The following is a 17,290-nucleotide window of genomic DNA, read 5'->3' as shown; positions in this document are numbered from 1 at the left end:
CTGATTCTCCGATTAGCTCTGGCCGATACTTAACGTACGCAGCAGCATGGTTTTGGCCGTATTCATTACCTCGACATTGGTCTGATATGAACGCGAGGCAGAAATCATGTTGGTCATTTCCTCAACGACATTCACATTTGGAAATGCGACATAGCCCTTTTCATCTGCCGCCGGATTCTTCGGGTCATAGACCAAACGAGGCGGCGACGCATCCTCAACAATCTGGCGAACGCGTACGCCTTTTGAAGAATCACCAGCATTTCCCATTGGCGTTGCCTCGAACACCACCTGCTTGGCCCGATAGGGCTTGCCATCGGCAGAAATTACGCTATCCGCATTCGCCAGATTGGAGGCAGTGGTATTCAGGCGCATTGACTGAGCCGTCATTGCACTGGAAGAGACCTGAAAGACGTTAAACAAACTCATTTTTGTTTTCCTTAGCTCGAGGTCGTCGCCAGCGCTGCACGAATGCCCTTGAACTGGTCGCTGATCAACTGGCTGACGATCTGATACTGCAGCGCATTCTCGGAAATCTCGGAGCGCTCGACATCCATATCGACAGTATTGCCATCAACAGCCGACTGGGTTTCACGTCGAAACTGCAGAGCCGCCAGTCCGCCATTACCAGCCCCCTGCAAATGTCCGCTGGAGGTGGTTGCCAATGCGACCGAGCCGTTACCACGCCCGGCCATGGCATTTTGCATGGCCGACTCAAAGCTGAAATCGCGCGCCTTGTAATTCGGCGTGTCAGCATTGGCAATATTGGATGCCAGCACCTGATGTCGCTGCGTCCGCAGATTCATCGCCTGACTAAAAACCGATAGCTCTTGTTGAATGCTTGCCATGACAGACTCCGAAATTTTGATTACTTAAAAGCACGCTCCATGCCAACAAAAAAACTCAGCAATTCGGCAGATTTCGGCAATTAAGGCGGCACCCATCGGCAAAACTTGCCGCAACATGCAGCCAAGTTTTTATTCCCCCACCTTGCCGGCTCGGGCAAAATGGCGCCATGCTCACCTGCCGAATCTTTGTTGCGCTTTTACTGCTTTTCAGCTCCCCTCTCTTCGCCGCTGAATTTGATGCCGTCATGGACACTGCCGAGCGTTATGTTCGGCTGCAGACCCAAGGCCTCCCCGGCAAAGTAAGTATCAGCATGGGCAAGCTGGACGTCACCCGACTCCCCCCTTGCACGGCTCACGAAGCCTTCGCCCCACCCGGAACACGTTTTGTTGGCAAGAGTCTGATCGGCGTACGCTGCCTCGGCCCCAACATCTGGAGCGTACTGGTCCCTGTCCAAATTGCCGTGACCGGCAATTACGTCACCACCACCCGTCCGCTGGCCGCCGGCCAACTTGTCCAGCCCGGAGATATAGCCACCATGTCAGGCGACCTCAGTCAGTTGCCAACAGGCATCGTGACAGACCCGACCAGCGCCGTAGGCAAGACCTTGCGCAATTCACTGGGCGCAGGCCAACCGCTACGTAGCGACCAACTGTTGCCCACGCTGGTTATTCGCCAGGGACAGAGCGTGCGGGTGATATCCCAAGGCGCTGGTTTTGCTGTAAGCAGCGAAGGGAAAGCCATTAACAATGCAGCAGAAGGCCAGGTGGCACAGGTTCGAATGCCTTCAGGGCAAACCCTCAGCGGTATCGCCAAAGCCGATGGCAGCGTCGAAGTTTCTTTCTAGGCTAAAGTTTTACTCGTCGTTGCCGTTATCCGGTTAGAGTTCAAAAGTTTTATGGGGTCCATCATGAAAATCAACGGTTCATACAATCCAACAACGAGTGCCATAACGCCCAGGACGACGGCAACAAAGACTTCCGCGGGCAGCAACGCCCAGGAGGCCGTCAGTCTCAGCAACCTCTCTGGCAGCCTGCAAAGCAGTGATACCCCCCCAATCAATAGCGCACGCATCGACGAAATCAAGCAAGCGATTTCCGAAGGACGCTTCAAGATCAACCCGGAAGCGATAGCGGATCGCCTGATCGAATCGGCACGGGATCTGGTCAACGGCAAAAACAAACGCGAAGCCTGATGACGGAACTCGCCTCAATTACGGCGCAGGAAACTGTCTTGCTATCCGAGTTCATCGGGGTATTGGAGCAAGAACAGGATGTTTTGAAACGGGCAGATGTAGTGGCTCTGACTGGCATTGGCCAGCAAAAAGTCGAACTCGTTGGACAGCTAAATGCGCTGGAATTTGCCCGGAGCAAGATACTGCCGCGCCAAAGCGGAGAAACGGCAAAAGCAGCGATGACACGCTGGCTTGCCAGCGAGCCCAGCGATCAAGAGGCGGTTGCCAACTGGAAAAAGCTGATGGAATTGGCTCGCAGAGCCAAGCAGCTACACGAGCTCAATGCCCAGCTGATCAATCTTCACTTGCAGCAAACGGGCGAATTGCTCTCGATATTGACCCAGCAGTCCCAGAAGACTCCGCTCTACGGCAGTGATGGTCAAGCCGCGCCGAGCACCGGTAGCCGCATCGTCGACTCCGCTTGAGCCTCGGGCTTTCAGGCGTCTCCAAGCCTTTGGACAGCCCTGATTTTATTGCCCAACGCGAATCTCGGTAGCCTCTTCCGGTCGATTCGAGTCAATCAAAATACTCACCCGGCGGTTTCTGGCACGCCCTTCCACGGTGGTATTCGTTTCAAGCGGCCGTGTCTCGCCATAACCAATTGCTGTCAGCCTTTCCGCCCCCACGCCGCCATCATTAAATAGCCGCAGCACGGTGGTGGCGCGCATTGCCGACAATTCCCAATTGGACGGAAATTGCGCTGTTGCAATCGGCACATTGTCAGTATGGCCTTCAATCGTAATGGGAAAGTCCGAAGCGGCAAGGACTTGAGCGATAGCCAGCATCGCGCTTATCGATGCGCTCTGGAGCTTGGCCTGGCCAGCAGGAAAAAGAATGCTGTCATTAATTTCAATCGTCACGCCACGACTGGTTTCAAGAAGACGCACTTTCCCTTGAGCAACCAAGGGCTGCAAGGCCTGCATGATATCGCCGGCCATATTTTTCATTTTCTGTCTTTGCTCTATCTTTTTCTGATCGGGCAATTTATCGGGCTTGGCGATCGGCCTGGGCGGAATCGGCGGAGCACCTTGAATCACCGCAATCGGCTGCCCTCCCGGTTGGCCGGTCACATTCTTGAAGGCATTGGTCAGCGAATTGGACAACACCTTGTACTTCCCTTCGTTAACCGATGAGATTGCATACATCACAACGAAGAACGCAAATAGAAGGGTAATGAAGTCGGCGTAGGAGACAAGCCAGCGCTCGTGGTTCTCGTGCTCCTCTTCACGACGACGCCGAGCCATTAGTTCAGGTAGCCTTTCAGACGGCCTTCAATGATCCGCGGGTTGTCACCGACGGCTATACCTACCAGTCCATCAACGAGCATTTCGCGGGTCGAAACCATCCGTAGAATGTAGTACTTGAGCTTGGCGGCAATCGGCAGATAGACCAAATTAGCCAATCCGACACCATAGATCGTCGCCACGAAGGCAACGGCGATCCCCGCCCCCAGCTTGGTTGGGTCAGAAAGGTTTTCCATCACGTGGATCAGCCCCATTACGGCGCCAAGAATCCCGATAGTTGGCGAATAACCACCGGCCGCCTCCCATATTTTTGCGGACTGGCGCCACTCGTCTTCAAAGGTATTGATTTCGACTTCGAGCAATTCGCGGATACGCTCCGGATCTGCGCCATCGACCAAAAGCTGCAGCCCCCGGCGGGCGAACTCGTCCTTGATCGCAGGAATATAGTTCTCCAGCGCCAACAAACCCTCTCGCCGTGAGAGTTGGCTCCAGTTCAATATCTGTTCAATCAGGCGTTTTTGTTCGATCACTGGCGGAACCCACACCCATTTGGCCATCTTCATGCCTCGCCTGAAGATGTGAATCGGGCTCTGCAACAAGACTGCTCCCAAGGTTCCACCGAGCACAATAAGCAGGGCAGTTGGCTGGACCAATGATCCAACATGGCCACCTTCGAGAATTTGACCACCAATGATCGCGAATAGACCAATGGCAATACCGGCCAGACTGATCTTATCCATCAAGCCTTCTCCTTGCGGCGCTTCGCAGCTTTCGGAATTTCTCCAACGATCTGGCTCCGCAAGCGGGCAATGGCCTGCGTATGCAACTGACAGACCCGAGACTCAGTAACGCCCATGACCTCACCGATTTCCCGAAGATTGAGATCCTGCTCGTAATACAAGGCCATCATCATCTTCTCCCGCTCCGGGAGCTCGCCAATCGCCGTAATCAGCGTAGCCTTGACGCTTTTATCTTCCAGGATGGCGGCTGGATCAGCCGCATTGTCAGTAAAGTGGCGCTCAAGAAAACCCTCGTCGCCCTCTCCCGCCAAGTCGTCAAAATAGACCAGTTGATGACCGCGTGCATCTTGCAGGGTCTTTTGGTAGTCAGCAAGTGACATGCCGAGCGCCTCGGCCAGTTCCTTCTCGGATGGAACTCGACCGTGTTCGTGCTCAAGTTGATTGATCGCCGTTTCTATGCGCCGCAACTCACGACGAAGATTCCGCGGCAACCAGTCGTTTTCACGCAATCCATCGAGCATGGCACCACGGATGCGCTGTGTGGCATAGGTTTCGAATTGGGCGCCAAAACCTTCCTGAAAGCGATCAATCGCATCTAGCAAGCCGATCATGCCGTTTTGAACCAGATCGTCAAACTGTACGCTGGGCGGCAGACGCGCCATCAAGTGATAGGCGATACGCTTCACCAGCGGCACGAAGCGCTGAACCAACTGTTCCCTGTCTGGCTGCCCGGCAGCGGTATACATCAAGCTCGAAGTACGTTGGGTGTTATGCGTTGGCTCAAGTGTAACAGTTGCTGCATGAAATGCTCGACCCCCCCGGCTTCGCTTTCGCTGCGCTGCCAATAAAGCATGTCTGAGGCAATATCGCGAAATGCGGCTGCAGCGGGTGAATCAGGCGCCTGAACTAGCACAGGGCGACCTAGCTGCGCCGATTGGCGGAGCGCGTCGTCGAGCGGGATCGCACCAGCATAATCCAGACGGGCAATAGCTCGCTGGGCAGCTACCTGAGCGATATTTTCATAGATCGAGCGGGCATCCGGTTGGCTACGCACTTTATTGACCAGAATGCGAAAATGCTTGCGCGAAAAGGCGTGACTGACCTTCTTGATCAAGGAATAGGCTTCGGTGATCGAAGCACTGCTGCCTGACAGGACAACGACGGCTTCCTGGGAAGCCAGTCCGAATGGCGAAAAACCATTGGGATGCCCCATGCTGGCATCGACAAGAATCACGTCGATTGGTCGCTCCAGACCAGACATGGCATCAAGCAAGGTTTGTTGCTGCGTCAGGGACAAGCGACCAAGTTTCTTTACGGCACGTGCCGCCGGTAAAACCCGCAGGCCGTGCATCGGCTGCAGCAGAACCTGCGACAAAGGCAATTCCCGTTGTACCACGTTGAGCAAGTCACTCCGGGCGACCAAGCCAAAGGTGGAAGCTATGTCATCTCCAGGCGCATGCTCGTCGATGATCAGCACTTCCTTACCGAGCCGGGCCAGCGCCACGCCAATATTGGCAACTGCCACGCTACGCCCAACCCCCTCGCATCCCGCCACGAAGGTGACGACCTGTAACTGCTGGCCACCACCCAACAAGCGACGCAGCCCAGCGGCCTGATCGACGCGAAAATCAGCCACGACGTCCTCCGACCGCAACCATGCCCGCATTGGCCATCATCAGTCCAGGCTCCACGCCATCGTATTTATGGGGAGAGCTTTCCGGCACGTCCTTGAAGGCCCGGTGCAGCAGATAGCTGCGGTTCGGCAAATGCAGGTCCTCCGGCACGCGCTGACCGTTCGATACGTACAACAGCTTCAGGTTGTGACGCATGATCACGTCAAGCGCAGTGGCCAGACTGGCTGCCTCATCAATCTTGGTCAGGATGCAACCCGCCAGGGTATCGCCCGCATAGGCACGCACCACATCGTCCAGTGTATCGCCACGCGAGGTCGAATTTAACAGCAACAGGCGCTGCACCGCGCAACCGGCAAGCATGTCCGTCAGCTCCGGGACCAGCTTGTCCTTCTGGCTCATCCCCATGGTATCGATCAGGACCATGTGCTTATGCTGCAATTCGATCAAGGTCTGGCGTAGTTCAGCCGCATCCTTGACCAGATGAACGGAAACCCCAAGGATGCGACCATAGATGCGCAGTTGCTCGTGGGCACCGATCCGGTAACCGTCAGTGGTAACCAGCGCCACCTTACTCGGGCCATGACGCAATACACAGCGTGCCGCCAGCTTGGCGGTCGTCGTCGTCTTGCCGACACCAGTTGGCCCGACCAGCGCGTAAACCCCGCCACGATCAACGATGTCATGCTCACTGCCGATGGTCATCAACGAACGGTCTGCAGCCCCCTTGACCCAGGCCATTGCCTCGACGCTGTTCATTTCGTGCGGCAAATCGGTGAGCAGATCACGGGAAAATTGCGGTGAGAAGCCAGCATCGAGCATCTGGCGAAGGATTTCAGTCTTCACCGGTTCCGAGCGCGCGACCTCGCCCCAGGCAAAACCGGCCAGATGCTGCTCGACAATCCTGCGCAGCGAACGAATCTCCTCCATCACCTCCATCGGCACCACTTCAGCCTCTGGGCGACGCTGCAGAGTAGCCTGGGTCGGCGCCTGGGCAGCGACCGGCGGCACCTGATTCTCTACTGGACGTTGCGGAGCAACCGGCACAGCCCCCGAGCGGCCGAGGTCCAGATTACGCAAAGCGCCATTTTTTGGAATACCGGCATTAACTTGCCCAACTGGTCTCTGCGCTGCGGCCTGAGCGACATTTTGGCGTGGCATCTGTGGTGCCGGAGACATCACGGGCGCCGGCATTGGTTGCGATATACGCGCTCTGGCGGAATTCAACACAACGCGATAGTCGTCATCAAACTCATTCGGCTGCGGCCGCCTTTCTGGCGGCGAGCGATCGGCAACCGGGGTCGGCACGATCATCGCCATGTCGCGGGCAGCGACAGCCATGATCTCGACGCCACCAGGGACACCACGATTGGAAAGGATGATCGCGTCGTTGCCGAGCGTTTCCTTCACTTTTCTCAAGGCATCCCTTGCATTGGCCGCGATGAATTTTTTGACGTTCATGTTTTACCTCCGATGATCGAGGTCACCTTGATAATTCGGTTTTCAGGCACTTCGTTGTGTGACAGCACCTTCAATTGAGGAATGGTGCGGCGCAGGAATCTGGAGAGAAGCAAACGCAGACTTGCCGGCACCAGTAGCACGGCTGGTAGCCCAAGCCCTTCCTGGCGCTCAGAAGCGGCGGCCGTTTCACGGACCAGCGTGTCAGCCAGACCTGGCTCAAAGCTGGTATTTTCGGAACCGCCAGCGACCGCCTGCGACAGCAGGCGTTCAAGGGTCGGGTCAAGCGACATGACCTGCATCTCGCTATTCCCCGGGAATAGTTGCTGAACGATCGCCCGACCGAGCGCCATGCGCACCTGGGTCGAAAGCTCGTCGGCATTTTGAGTCCGCGTCGCATGGTCAGCCACGGATTCCATGATGGTTCGCATGTCGCGGATATGTACTCCCTCCTCGAGCATCGCGTGTAACACCTTCTGCAACACCCCGAGTGGCAGAATCTTGGGTACCAGATCTTCGACCAGTTTGGGCATTTCCTTAGCCAGATGGTCGAGCAATTGCTGCACTTCCTGACGGCCAAGCAATTCGGCAGCATGAGTCAGAATCAGATGATTGAGATGTGTCGCCACCACTGTTGAGGCATCAACCACCGTATAACCATAAGCCTGTGCCTGATCACGCTGGCCGGCATCGATCCACGTTGCCGGAAGGCCGAACGCGGGGTCCTTGGTCGTAGCGCCGTTGAGGGTACCTGCCACACGCCCCGGATTGATCGCCAGATACTGCCCGGCATATGCTTCTCCCTGCCCGATTTCCACTCCCTTGAGCAAAATTCGATAGGCGTTGGGTTTCAGCTCCAGGTTGTCACGTATATGTACCGGGGAGACCAGAAAACCGACTTCCTGTGCAAATTTTTTGCGAATACCGCGGATACGACGCAGCAACTCACCATCCTGCGACTTGTCGACCAGCGGGATGAGGCGGTAGCCGACTTCCAGCCCAAGCACATCCAGAGCCGCAACGTCGTTCCAGCTGGCCTCCAGCGCTTCTGGCGCTGCAGCCGGGGCGACGGGAACCGGGGTTTGGACCACTCGATTCTCACGCTGCAACATGGTCCATGAAAACCACCCCAGCGAAGAAGCCAGCATCAAGAAGACCAGATTGGGCATTCCCGGAATCAAGCCAAGGAAACCCACGATGGCAGCGGTTATGCCGAGGACCTTGCCACTACGGAACATCTGGCCCATTACCTGCTGGCCGATGTCTCGGTCATCCGAAACCCGGGTTACCACCATGCCGGCAGCGATGGAGATGATCAGTCCCGGAATCTGGGCAACCAAGCCGTCGCCGATAGTCAGCAGGGTATAGTTCTTAGCAGCCTGTGCCAATTCCATGTTGTGCTGCAGGACCCCGACGATCAAACCGCCGACGACATTGAGCAACATGATGATGATGCCGGCTACGGCATCGCCACGCACGAACTTCGACGCACCGTCCATCGAGCCAAAAAACTCGGCTTCCCGCGAAATTTCTGTGCGACGCTTGCGAGCATCTTCCTCACCGATCAGGCCGGCATTGAGATCGGCATCAATTGCCATCTGCTTGCCCGGCATCGCATCGAGTGTGAAGCGCGCCGAGACTTCAGCCACCCGGCCGGCACCCTTGGTGATCACGACGAAGTTGATGACCACCAGAATCAGGAAAACCATAATGCCAACGGCAAAATTTCCGCCAACCAGGAAATGGCCAAAAGCTTCGATCACCTTGCCCGCTGCATCCGGCCCGTTATGCCCTTCAAGCATGACCACCCGTGTCGAGGCCACGTTCAGCGATAGCCGCAGCAACGTGGTGACCAGCAGCACTGTCGGAAACACCGAAAATTCAAGTGTTTTTTGGGTATTGACCGCAACCAGCAGCACCAGCACTGAAATTGCGATATTGAACGTAAAGAATACATCCAACACGAACGCTGGTAGCGGCAACACCATCATCGCCAGGATCATCAGGATCAGGATGGGCGCCGCTAACTGGGTAACGTTCATGCGCCCCAGAAAGTTCTGCATCCTAAGAGATGAGGTGGCCATTTACACCGCCTCCGGAACAAGTTCTGGGGGCACCGGTAAATCGCGCGGCGGAACCGGATAGATGCCGCCCACCTGACGCCAATTGGCTAGCTGATAGATATAAGCAAGAACCTCCGCAACTGCGTTGTACAGGGCGGAGGGAATTTCTGTATCCAGTTCGGAATGTTTGTACAAGGCACGCGCCAACGGCGGCGCCTCCATGATCGGTACCGCATGCTCGTTGGCGATTTCTTTTATTTTCAGCGCCACTGCACCAACGCCTTTCGCCACCACCTTGGGCGCCCCCATGCCCGTCTGATAGGCAAGGGCCACCGCATAGTGCGTCGGATTGGTCACCACAACATTTGCCTTGGGTACGGCAGACATCATGCGTTTGCGGGCGGCCTGCATTTGAAGGCTGCGGATACGACCCTTGACGTGCGGATCGCCCATCATTTCCTTCATTTCCTGCTTAACCTCTTCCTTGCTCATCTTCAGCTTGTCAAAGTACTGCCAAAGCTGGAACGGCACGTCGGCGACGACAACCAACACCAGAGTTGCCACCAGAATCAGGAAGGAAAAGGACACCAGATGCCCGGCATGAGCCAAACCAACCTCAAGTGGCTCGCCCAGCAAACCAAAGATCTCGTCACGCTCTTTCCAGATCAGCATCGCGGCGACACCACCGACCAATACAGCCTTCAGGACCGCCTTGGCCAACTCCATCAGGCTGTTCCAGGAAAACATCCGGCCAAAACCGGACAGCGGGTTCAAGCGATTCAAATCGGGAACCAGCGCTTTCGGAGAAAAAACCCAGGCATTCAGGAAGAACGGAGGCAGGATAGCCGCCAGCAGCAACAAGCCAAGCAACGGTGAAAAGACAAAAAGCGCATCGCCCGATATTTCTGCGAGACGCGGCAGCATCAGGTCCGGATCACGCATGTAGCGTGATTCGACAAAAAAACCTTTCTGCATGATCACCAGCGAGCGCTGCATGAACCAGCTGCCCATCATCCAAAAAGTCGCACCGGCAACAGCCAGAACCAGAAACGTAGCAAGTTCGCGGGAATGGGGGACCTGACCCTGCTCACGGGCCTGCTCGATTCGCCTACCTGTAGGCTCTTCAGTTTTCTCGAGGTCGCTATCTTCCGCCATAGCCATCTTTGATTAGTGATGTGGCTATTATAGGAAAAAACCAGAAAAATCAAAGAGGTACGTGAGTTTATTTAGCCTGTTTCTCAAATGCCGATCGCAAGCACATGACAACAGAGTAAACCTGCAAAAAGAAAAAAGGGGGCAAAGCCCCCTTTCAACTCGTTGACTTGCAACGCTTATCAGACAAAGTCGAGTGATCGCATCCCGGACCCTATGTCGGCATGCTGGCCAATATCCGACAGCAACTCCTTCATGTCGAGAATCAGCACAATCTGGCCATTCGACAGCGTGGTTACACCGGCGACGCCCTTGGGACGGAAATCCTCCAGAGATTTGATCACCGCATCATCGCGCCCGGCAAAACTGTCGACCCCGAGAATGAAACTCCGCTCGGCCGTCTGCATGAACACACCGTACTCCGGGTAATTTTTCTGCGGCCAACCAAGCAAACGGGCCAATGTGATGACAGGTAATACCTCGCCCCTGACAACCAGCGTCTCTTTACCCCCCACCTCCTGAATACGGCTCTGCTCAATCGGAAGAATTTCACGAACCATCGACAGTGGCAAGGCAAACGGCTGCTCACCCAGCAATACCAGCAGGACAGGCAAGATAGCCAGCGTTAGCGGCAGGGAGATAATGAAGACCGACCCCTTGCCCGGCTCAGAACGAATCTCAATCGATCCGTTCAGTTTCTGGATGTTGGTCTTGACCACATCCATACCCACACCACGACCCGAAACATCAGAAATCTGCGCCTTGGTTGAGAACCCAGGGAGGAAGATCAGGTTCAAACTCTGACGCTCGTCCAAGGTATTCGCTTCCTCTTCCGAAACCAGGCCCTTTTCGATGGCCTTGGCGCGGATACGTTCAGCGCTCATTCCTTTGCCATCGTCAGCAATGATCAGGACGATGTGGTCGCCCTCCTGGCGAGCCTCCAGGCGCACCAGGCTTTTCACCGGTTTACCCGCCATCTGCCGCTCGCTCGGCATCTCGACACCGTGATCGACGGCATTCCGGATCAAGTGAATCAAGGGATCCGCCAGATCTTCGATCATGGTCTTGTCGACCTCGGTCTCCTCACCTGCCAGCACCAGCTCGACATCCTTGCCCAATTGCCGGGCCAGGTCGCGGGCAATGCGGGGATACTTCTGGAACAGACGACCAATCGGCTGCATCCGGGTCTTCATTACCGAATTCTGCAGATCGGAAACCAGCAAATCAAGCTGACTGACCGCTTGATCAAGCGCATGCAAGGTTTCGGAGTCGTTCTTCCCGGCCAGGATATCGGCTCGCAAACTGGTTAGCCGATTCTTGGTCAAACCAATTTCACCAGAAAGATTCAACACCTGATCCAGTCGCGAGGTATCGACACGAATGGTGTTTTCACGGGCGCGCTCTTCCACACGCCGAGCATTGGCCGGCTGACCACCGGGCTTATCAGTCGCTCGACGACCAAACGGCGAGGCTGGCGCTGGTTGCGCCACATCCGTTGAGGGCACTGCCGTGGCAGGCATAACAGCGATCTCGGCCGATGCCGCTTCCGCCTTGGTAATTAGTTCGCCTTGTGGCGCAGCTGCTGGCGCCTGACCAGTTACTGCCGAATGCAGAAGGTTCCAGTCCGGCTCACCCGGAGCTGAGCTGACAGTTTCTTGCGGCGGCTCTGCGAGCGGTACGGGTTCGGCAACCGGAGCGGCAGCATGCACCTCACCAGTCAGCGCGCCTTGCAAGGCGGCGATAACAGAGGGGTCGGCCGCCTGAGGCTGAACCATCTGCCCCAATTCGCCAAACATTTCGCGCACCCCCTTGGTGGCAGCCATGATGACATCCATCAATTCCGGAGTTAGTTCGAGCTCGCCATTGCGCAGGCGATCAAACAAATTCTCAGTCAGGTGGCAAAGAGTGACCAACTCCGTAGCGTTAAGGAAACCTGCGCCTCCCTTAACTGTATGAAACCCTCGAAATATATCGTTCAGCAAACCACGATCATCGGGCATCTTCTCGAGATCGACGAGTTTATTGTCCACATCGGACAACAAATCGTGGGCCTCTTGCAGGAAATCCTGCAGCAGATCTTCCATTCCGCCAAAATCACTCATATTGCCCCTCCTCAGAAACCGAGGCTGTCCAACAGGTCATCAACCTGCTCTTGGTTGACCACCACATCGGTTCGCCCTTCGGCATTTATTACCGGGCCATTCATCAGACTGGCCACTTCCTCGGTACGTTTGGTTTCCGGCACGACCTCAATGAGCACATTCATCAAGCCTGACTCAAGTTCCTGAGCAAGGGCGACAACCTTCTTGATGACTTGCCCGGTCAAATCCTGAAAGTCCTGCGCCATCATGATCTCGGTAAGCTGAGCATGTGTGTCACGAGTCTTTTTGGGCAGTTGTTCATTCAAGTAGGCGCGCGTTTCAACGGCCAACAACTTGAATTCCTCCACCCCTATTTCGTTGGCAAAGACTTTGTCCCAACGCTGGCCTAGCGCACGAGCACCATGTTCGATTTGATCAACCAATGGACTGGCAATATCCGTCGCATTCAGGACACGACACGCTGCCTGCTCAGTCAAATTCGCCACATAAGTCAGGCGATCCTTGGCATCGGGAAGCGCCGAAACGGTCTTCTCAAGAAGCTTGTCGTAACCCAGTTGCCCCAGCGTATCGTGCAAGGCTCGCGCCATGTGTCCGATTCGATTAAACACAGCCTCTTGCTGAGACCACCCATCTCCCGAAGGTGAAGCCGCTTGAGCGACGTCGTCACCACCTTTGGCAACCGTCTGCTCGGCCTGGGTTTTGGCAGCGATGCTGTCAAACAAGGCCTCCAGGTCATCGGAATCGCCTCCCGTAGAAACGGCGGGCACAGGTGTCACCGGCGCAGGCGGCGGAGCCACTACGGGCGCTGGCGCATAGTCAGAAGAAATTGAATCGAAGAGCGCTTCAAGGTCGTCGGAATCGTTGTTAGCAGACATGATTTCCCTTTACGCCTGACCCATTTTTTCGAAAATCTTGTTCAGCTTTTCGGACAGGGTTCCTGCAGTAAAAGGCTTGACGATGTAACCACTCGCCCCGGCTTGTGCAGCGGCAATGATGTTTTCCTTCTTGGCCTCTGCGGTGATCATCAAGACTGGCAGATGCTTTAGATTCGGAGTAGCGCGAATTGTCTGCAACAGGGTCAGGCCATCCATATTGGGCATATTCCAATCGGTGACCACGAACTCAAAGCCACCTGCCTGAAGTTTTTGTAGCGCAATGGCGCCATCCTCAGCTTCATCGACGTTGGTATAACCAAGTTCTTTCAATAGATTGCGGACAATTCGACGCATCGTGGAAAAATCATCCACGACCAGAAATCTCATTTTTGGATCAGCTGCCATGCACTACTCCAGAAGCTCTAGTTGTTATCGTTCAATCAGCGGACGCAGCGTATCTGCCAGCGCCTCAGCATCGAATTTTGCGACATACGCGTCCACCCCCACCGATTTGCCCATTGCACGATTGGCTTCGGAAGAAAGCGAAGAGTGCATGACCACAGGCACCCCTTCAAAACGCGGATCTGATTTGATATTTTTGGTCAGGACATAACCGTCCATTTCCGGCATCTCGGCGTCCACCAGGATCAGGCGAACGTCGTCACGGATATTGCGGTTCATCTGCAATGCATGCGCAGCGATTCCCTGCAGACGCGTCCAAGCCTCCATGCCGTTGGTGGCATGTTTGTGGCGCACGCCAAGTTTGTCGAGAACCTCGGAGATTTTCCGACGAGCCACGCTGGAGTCATCGACAAAAAAGACACTGGTTTCCGGGTCGACCCGGGCCGGAGGAATATCGACAATCATTGCCTCGCCAAAGGCATTGGCCAGAATCTGTTCTACGTCGAGAATGGATACCAAGCCACCACTTTCAAGTTCGATCACGGCGGTGATCAGACCTTGATTCGCCGTCAGCACGCTTTCTGGAGCCTTCACTCGCTCCCAGTCGACACGGATGATCCGATCAACATCATGAACGAGAAAACCGAGCGTGCGCTTCGAATACTCGGCGACCATCATCGTCTTGCCCAAGCCAGGCTGGGTATCAAGATGCATGAATGGGGCCAGAGAAAGAACCGGGATCACATTGCCGCGCAAAGAAATGAGGCCTTCGACACCGTGCGGCATGTTTGGCGTCCTGGTAATGTGAGGGGTCCGGCCGACTTCGCGGACCTTAAAAACATTAATCCCGAAAATCTCGCGCGTTCCAAGTGTAAATAGCAGGATTTCCATTTTGTTGGACCCCGCCAGTCGAGTGCGAGCATCGACACTATCCAGCAGATTTTTATTCTCAACGACGTTCATCGCCAACTCCCGCTATCTCAAGCCACACTGACCGGCGACGCTTCCCCGCCCAGGCGTCGCGCCAAGGTTTCGGACAAACGCATCGGCTCAAACTTAGGCACATACTCATCCACCCCCACCGATGCACCAAGCTTCTGATTTGACATACCGGATAACGACGAATGCATGATAACCGGCACGCCATTGAAACGTGGATCAGACTTGATCTTCTTGGTCAGGATGTAACCATCCATTTCAGGCATCTCAATGTCCGTCAGCACCAGACTGATGATTGACGAGGCCGTTTTGCCGATGGACTGTGCATAAGTGGCGACTTTCTCCATCTCGTCCCACATTTGACGGCCATTCACCGCCGAAATGCCCTTGACTCCCATGGCAGAGAGCGTTCGCTCAATCTGCTTGCGCGCGACACTGGAGTCATCGCAATAAAAAACCGTGCACTCGGGACGGTCCACTGGAACCACGCCACGATACATGATCTCATTATCGATACTGGTCGTTTCGGACAAGACTTTTTCGACGTCCATCATCATGACCAAGCGGTTATCTTCGAGTTCTGTCACCGCGGTCACCAACCCTCCCGTCTGTGACGTCAGCATCTCGGGGGGGACGCGCATCTTGCTCCAGTCCAGCCGCAGGATCGTATCGACCCCTTCGACAAGAAAACCCTGCGTATGGCCGTTGTACTCGGTGACGATCATGATTTCACGCGGCGTTTCCGGGGAGATCCCGGAGTACTTGGCCAGATCAATCACGGGAACCAGCGCTCCACGAAGGCTGACCATCCCCTCGACAGAAGAAGGCATATCCGGAGCGGCCGTAATGACTGGAGTGCGCATGACTTCGCGTACTTTGAAGACATTGATACCGTAAGTTTCACGACGACCAGTACGCTGATCTACTCCCAAGAAAAAAAGGAGTATCTCAAGCTTGTTGGTTCCAGCCAACTTGGTTCTCGCGTCAATATTCTTCAATAACTCAGACATCGTCATCCTCTCGTGCGTTGCGCATCGGGCTGTTTTACGCGCCCGAAGTGAGCGCCACCCTTGAACTGCAACGACCCACCCGGCCCTACAAAAACACCAAGCGTTAACTTACTTTAACGGCCAATCTGGCAAAAAATTTAGGAGATTTGAAATAATTTACCAAAATTAGCAATATCTAGCACCTGCTTAACGTTCCCGCGAACACCGGTCAGCGCAACCTCTTTGTTGGCGCCGCCCAATTTATCCCGCAACATCAACAACATACCGAGCGCGGAGCTATCGAGATAATCGACCCCTGAAAAATCCACGACAACCGAACGGACCGATGTATCACTAACCAAAGGCTCGTAGGAGCCGCGAAACTCGCGGTGGGTATTGAAATCAAAACGTCCGACCAGTTTGATAACTGCCTTGCCAGCCTCATTGAGGATACTTGCTTGCATTTTCTTTCCTATTCAAAAAAGCCAAACTGCTCTCTAGTTTAATACTTTACTCATATACGACAAGTCTGTCCCGTGCTTTAGGCAGAGACGGCGCCGAGTACCCGCCGTGCCATCTCATCCAGCGAGCATTGCTCTTCTACCGCTCCAATCAAAAATGCTTCACGCGGCATTCCATAGACGACACAGCTACTTTCATCTTGCCCGAACGTTCTTGCCCCCGCCTGACGCATGCGCAGCAAACCTTGGGCGCCATCCTTGCCCATCCCCGTCAGAATTACCCCAATTGCCTTGCGCCCAACCAGGGTAGCCGCAGAGTCGAACAATACATCGACGGCTGGACGATGCCTGTTCACGGGGGGGGTAGCTGCCAATTCGGTGAGGAATCCCGCAGTGCCACGACGAATCAACAAATGGGAATGTCCGGGCGCAACATAAATCGTACCCGGTTCTACTTTTTCATTTCCCTTTGCCTCAATGATTCGCGGCGCACACAAACTGTCCAGGCGACGAGCAAATGAGGCAGTAAACGCCTCCGGCATATGCTGAACAATCAGAATTGGCGGGCAATCAGCAGGGATTCCGAGCAAGAAATCCTTGATTGCCTCCGTCCCTCCTGTTGATGCACCGACAAAAATGATTTTTCCGCTTGCCCCCAAGCCCGACTTCGGCGATGCCGATGCGGGTGTCGCAGCCCTAACGCTATTCCCGGTCATTGCCCGACGGAGGCGCGCCGCTTTGGCCGCACGAATCTTTTCGACGAGTTCTTCTGCATAATTCTCCACGCTCCTTCCGCCATCAGCCCGCGGCTTGCCGATGAAATCGATGGCACCAAGCTCCAGCGCCTTTAGGGTTGTATCGGATCCCGCCTCGGTAAACGAAGACACCATGACGACAGGCATAGGCCGCAAGCGCATCAGACGTTCAAGAAACTCCAAACCGTCCATTTTCGGCATCTGAACATCAAGTGTCAGCACATCCGGATTCAACACCTTGATCATTTCACGCGCACTTTGGGCATCCGGCGCCGCTCCGACGACCTCCATGTCAGGCGCTAGATTAATCATCTGACTCAGCAAGCCACGCATCAATGCTGAATCATCGACCACCAGGACTCGAGTTTTTATTGGCATCTATTCCATTAAAAAAGGAAAATT

Annotated in this window: 19 protein-coding genes; 3 read left to right on the top strand and 16 right to left on the bottom strand. The window is 55.1% G+C overall.

Features of this window, described 5'->3' with window-relative positions; all coding sequences use genetic code 11:
• Window positions 1-12 precede the first annotated feature (12 nt).
• Together flgC and flgB are read right to left on the bottom strand one after the other, a co-directional pair.
• The gene (gene flgC / locus DARO_RS03875) at window positions 13-426 is read right to left on the bottom strand and encodes a flagellar basal body rod protein FlgC (protein ID WP_011286515.1); all 414 of its coding nucleotides are present in this window, start codon (window positions 424-426) and stop codon (window positions 13-15) included.
• 11 nt (window positions 427-437) lie between these two features.
• Window positions 438-845, bottom strand: a complete 408-nt coding sequence (gene flgB, locus DARO_RS03870) for a flagellar basal body rod protein FlgB (protein WP_011286514.1) — start codon at window positions 843-845, stop codon at window positions 438-440.
• Between the two features lie 245 nt (window positions 846-1,090).
• Between flgB and flgA the strand changes: the two genes are divergently transcribed.
• The 3 genes from flgA (at window position 1,091) to DARO_RS03855 (ending at window position 2,502) form a co-directional block, all read left to right on the top strand.
• Complete coding sequence (gene flgA / locus DARO_RS03865) at window positions 1,091-1,690, top strand: flagellar basal body P-ring formation chaperone FlgA (RefSeq protein ID WP_497463023.1); 600 nt, start codon at window positions 1,091-1,093, stop codon at window positions 1,688-1,690.
• Between the two features lie 63 nt (window positions 1,691-1,753).
• On the top strand, window positions 1,754-2,038 hold the full coding sequence (gene flgM / locus DARO_RS03860; protein WP_011286512.1) for a flagellar biosynthesis anti-sigma factor FlgM: 285 nt from the start codon (window positions 1,754-1,756) through the stop codon (window positions 2,036-2,038).
• Window positions 2,038-2,502, top strand: a complete 465-nt coding sequence (locus DARO_RS03855; protein WP_011286511.1) for a flagellar protein FlgN — start codon at window positions 2,038-2,040, stop codon at window positions 2,500-2,502. Before flgM ends, DARO_RS03855 begins: the two co-directional genes overlap by 1 nt.
• A gap of 45 nt (window positions 2,503-2,547) precedes the next feature.
• Here DARO_RS03855 and motD read toward each other — a convergent pair whose 3' ends face one another.
• The 14 genes from motD to DARO_RS03785 form a co-directional block, all read right to left on the bottom strand.
• Window positions 2,548-3,321: a flagellar motor protein MotD gene (motD, locus tag DARO_RS03850; RefSeq protein ID WP_011286510.1), complete on the bottom strand. Its 774-nt coding sequence runs from the start codon at window positions 3,319-3,321 to the stop codon at window positions 2,548-2,550.
• Window positions 3,321-4,061: a flagellar motor protein gene (locus tag DARO_RS03845; RefSeq protein ID WP_011286509.1), complete on the bottom strand. Its 741-nt coding sequence runs from the start codon at window positions 4,059-4,061 to the stop codon at window positions 3,321-3,323. The genes motD and DARO_RS03845 overlap by 1 nt, the downstream gene beginning before the upstream one ends.
• The gene (locus DARO_RS03840) at window positions 4,061-4,807 is read right to left on the bottom strand and encodes an RNA polymerase sigma factor FliA (protein WP_011286508.1); all 747 of its coding nucleotides are present in this window, start codon (window positions 4,805-4,807) and stop codon (window positions 4,061-4,063) included. The genes DARO_RS03845 and DARO_RS03840 overlap by 1 nt, the downstream gene beginning before the upstream one ends.
• A complete protein-coding gene (locus DARO_RS03835) occupies window positions 4,807-5,697 on the bottom strand; it encodes a nucleotide-binding protein (protein ID WP_011286507.1) in 891 nt (296 codons plus the stop codon). Before DARO_RS03835 ends, DARO_RS03840 begins: the two co-directional genes overlap by 1 nt.
• Window positions 5,690-7,153 (bottom strand): flagellar biosynthesis GTPase FlhF, encoded by a 1,464-nt coding sequence (gene flhF, locus DARO_RS03830; protein WP_011286506.1) that lies wholly within the window; start codon window positions 7,151-7,153, stop codon window positions 5,690-5,692. The genes DARO_RS03835 and flhF overlap by 8 nt, the downstream gene beginning before the upstream one ends.
• The gene (gene flhA, locus DARO_RS03825) at window positions 7,150-9,234 is read right to left on the bottom strand and encodes a flagellar biosynthesis protein FlhA (protein ID WP_011286505.1); all 2,085 of its coding nucleotides are present in this window, start codon (window positions 9,232-9,234) and stop codon (window positions 7,150-7,152) included. The genes flhF and flhA overlap by 4 nt, the downstream gene beginning before the upstream one ends.
• Window positions 9,235-10,368 carry a flagellar biosynthesis protein FlhB gene (flhB, locus tag DARO_RS03820; RefSeq protein WP_041224193.1) on the bottom strand — a complete coding sequence of 378 codons (1,134 nt, stop codon included), beginning with the start codon at window positions 10,366-10,368 and terminating at the stop codon, window positions 9,235-9,237.
• A gap of 179 nt (window positions 10,369-10,547) precedes the next feature.
• Complete coding sequence (locus tag DARO_RS03815; protein ID WP_011286503.1) at window positions 10,548-12,467, bottom strand: chemotaxis protein CheA; 1,920 nt, start codon at window positions 12,465-12,467, stop codon at window positions 10,548-10,550.
• Between the two features lie 11 nt (window positions 12,468-12,478).
• Window positions 12,479-13,342, bottom strand: coding sequence for a protein phosphatase CheZ (gene cheZ, locus DARO_RS03810; protein ID WP_041224192.1), 864 nt, complete (start codon window positions 13,340-13,342; stop codon window positions 12,479-12,481).
• A gap of 9 nt (window positions 13,343-13,351) precedes the next feature.
• A complete protein-coding gene (gene cheY, locus DARO_RS03805) occupies window positions 13,352-13,747 on the bottom strand; it encodes a chemotaxis response regulator CheY (RefSeq protein WP_011286501.1) in 396 nt (131 codons plus the stop codon).
• Between the two features lie 24 nt (window positions 13,748-13,771).
• Window positions 13,772-14,707, bottom strand: a complete 936-nt coding sequence (locus DARO_RS03800) for a chemotaxis protein (protein WP_011286500.1) — start codon at window positions 14,705-14,707, stop codon at window positions 13,772-13,774.
• A 17-nt stretch (window positions 14,708-14,724) separates the two neighbouring features.
• On the bottom strand, window positions 14,725-15,693 hold the full coding sequence (locus DARO_RS03795) for a chemotaxis protein (protein ID WP_011286499.1): 969 nt from the start codon (window positions 15,691-15,693) through the stop codon (window positions 14,725-14,727).
• A gap of 137 nt (window positions 15,694-15,830) precedes the next feature.
• On the bottom strand, window positions 15,831-16,136 hold the full coding sequence (locus DARO_RS03790; protein WP_011286498.1) for an STAS domain-containing protein: 306 nt from the start codon (window positions 16,134-16,136) through the stop codon (window positions 15,831-15,833).
• 77 nt (window positions 16,137-16,213) lie between these two features.
• A complete protein-coding gene (locus tag DARO_RS03785; protein WP_011286497.1) occupies window positions 16,214-17,266 on the bottom strand; it encodes a protein-glutamate methylesterase/protein-glutamine glutaminase in 1,053 nt (350 codons plus the stop codon).
• Between the last annotated feature and the right edge of the window lie 24 nt (window positions 17,267-17,290).

Source organism: Dechloromonas aromatica RCB, from assembly GCF_000012425.1.
This window is presented reverse-complemented; position numbering and strand designations above follow the sequence as displayed.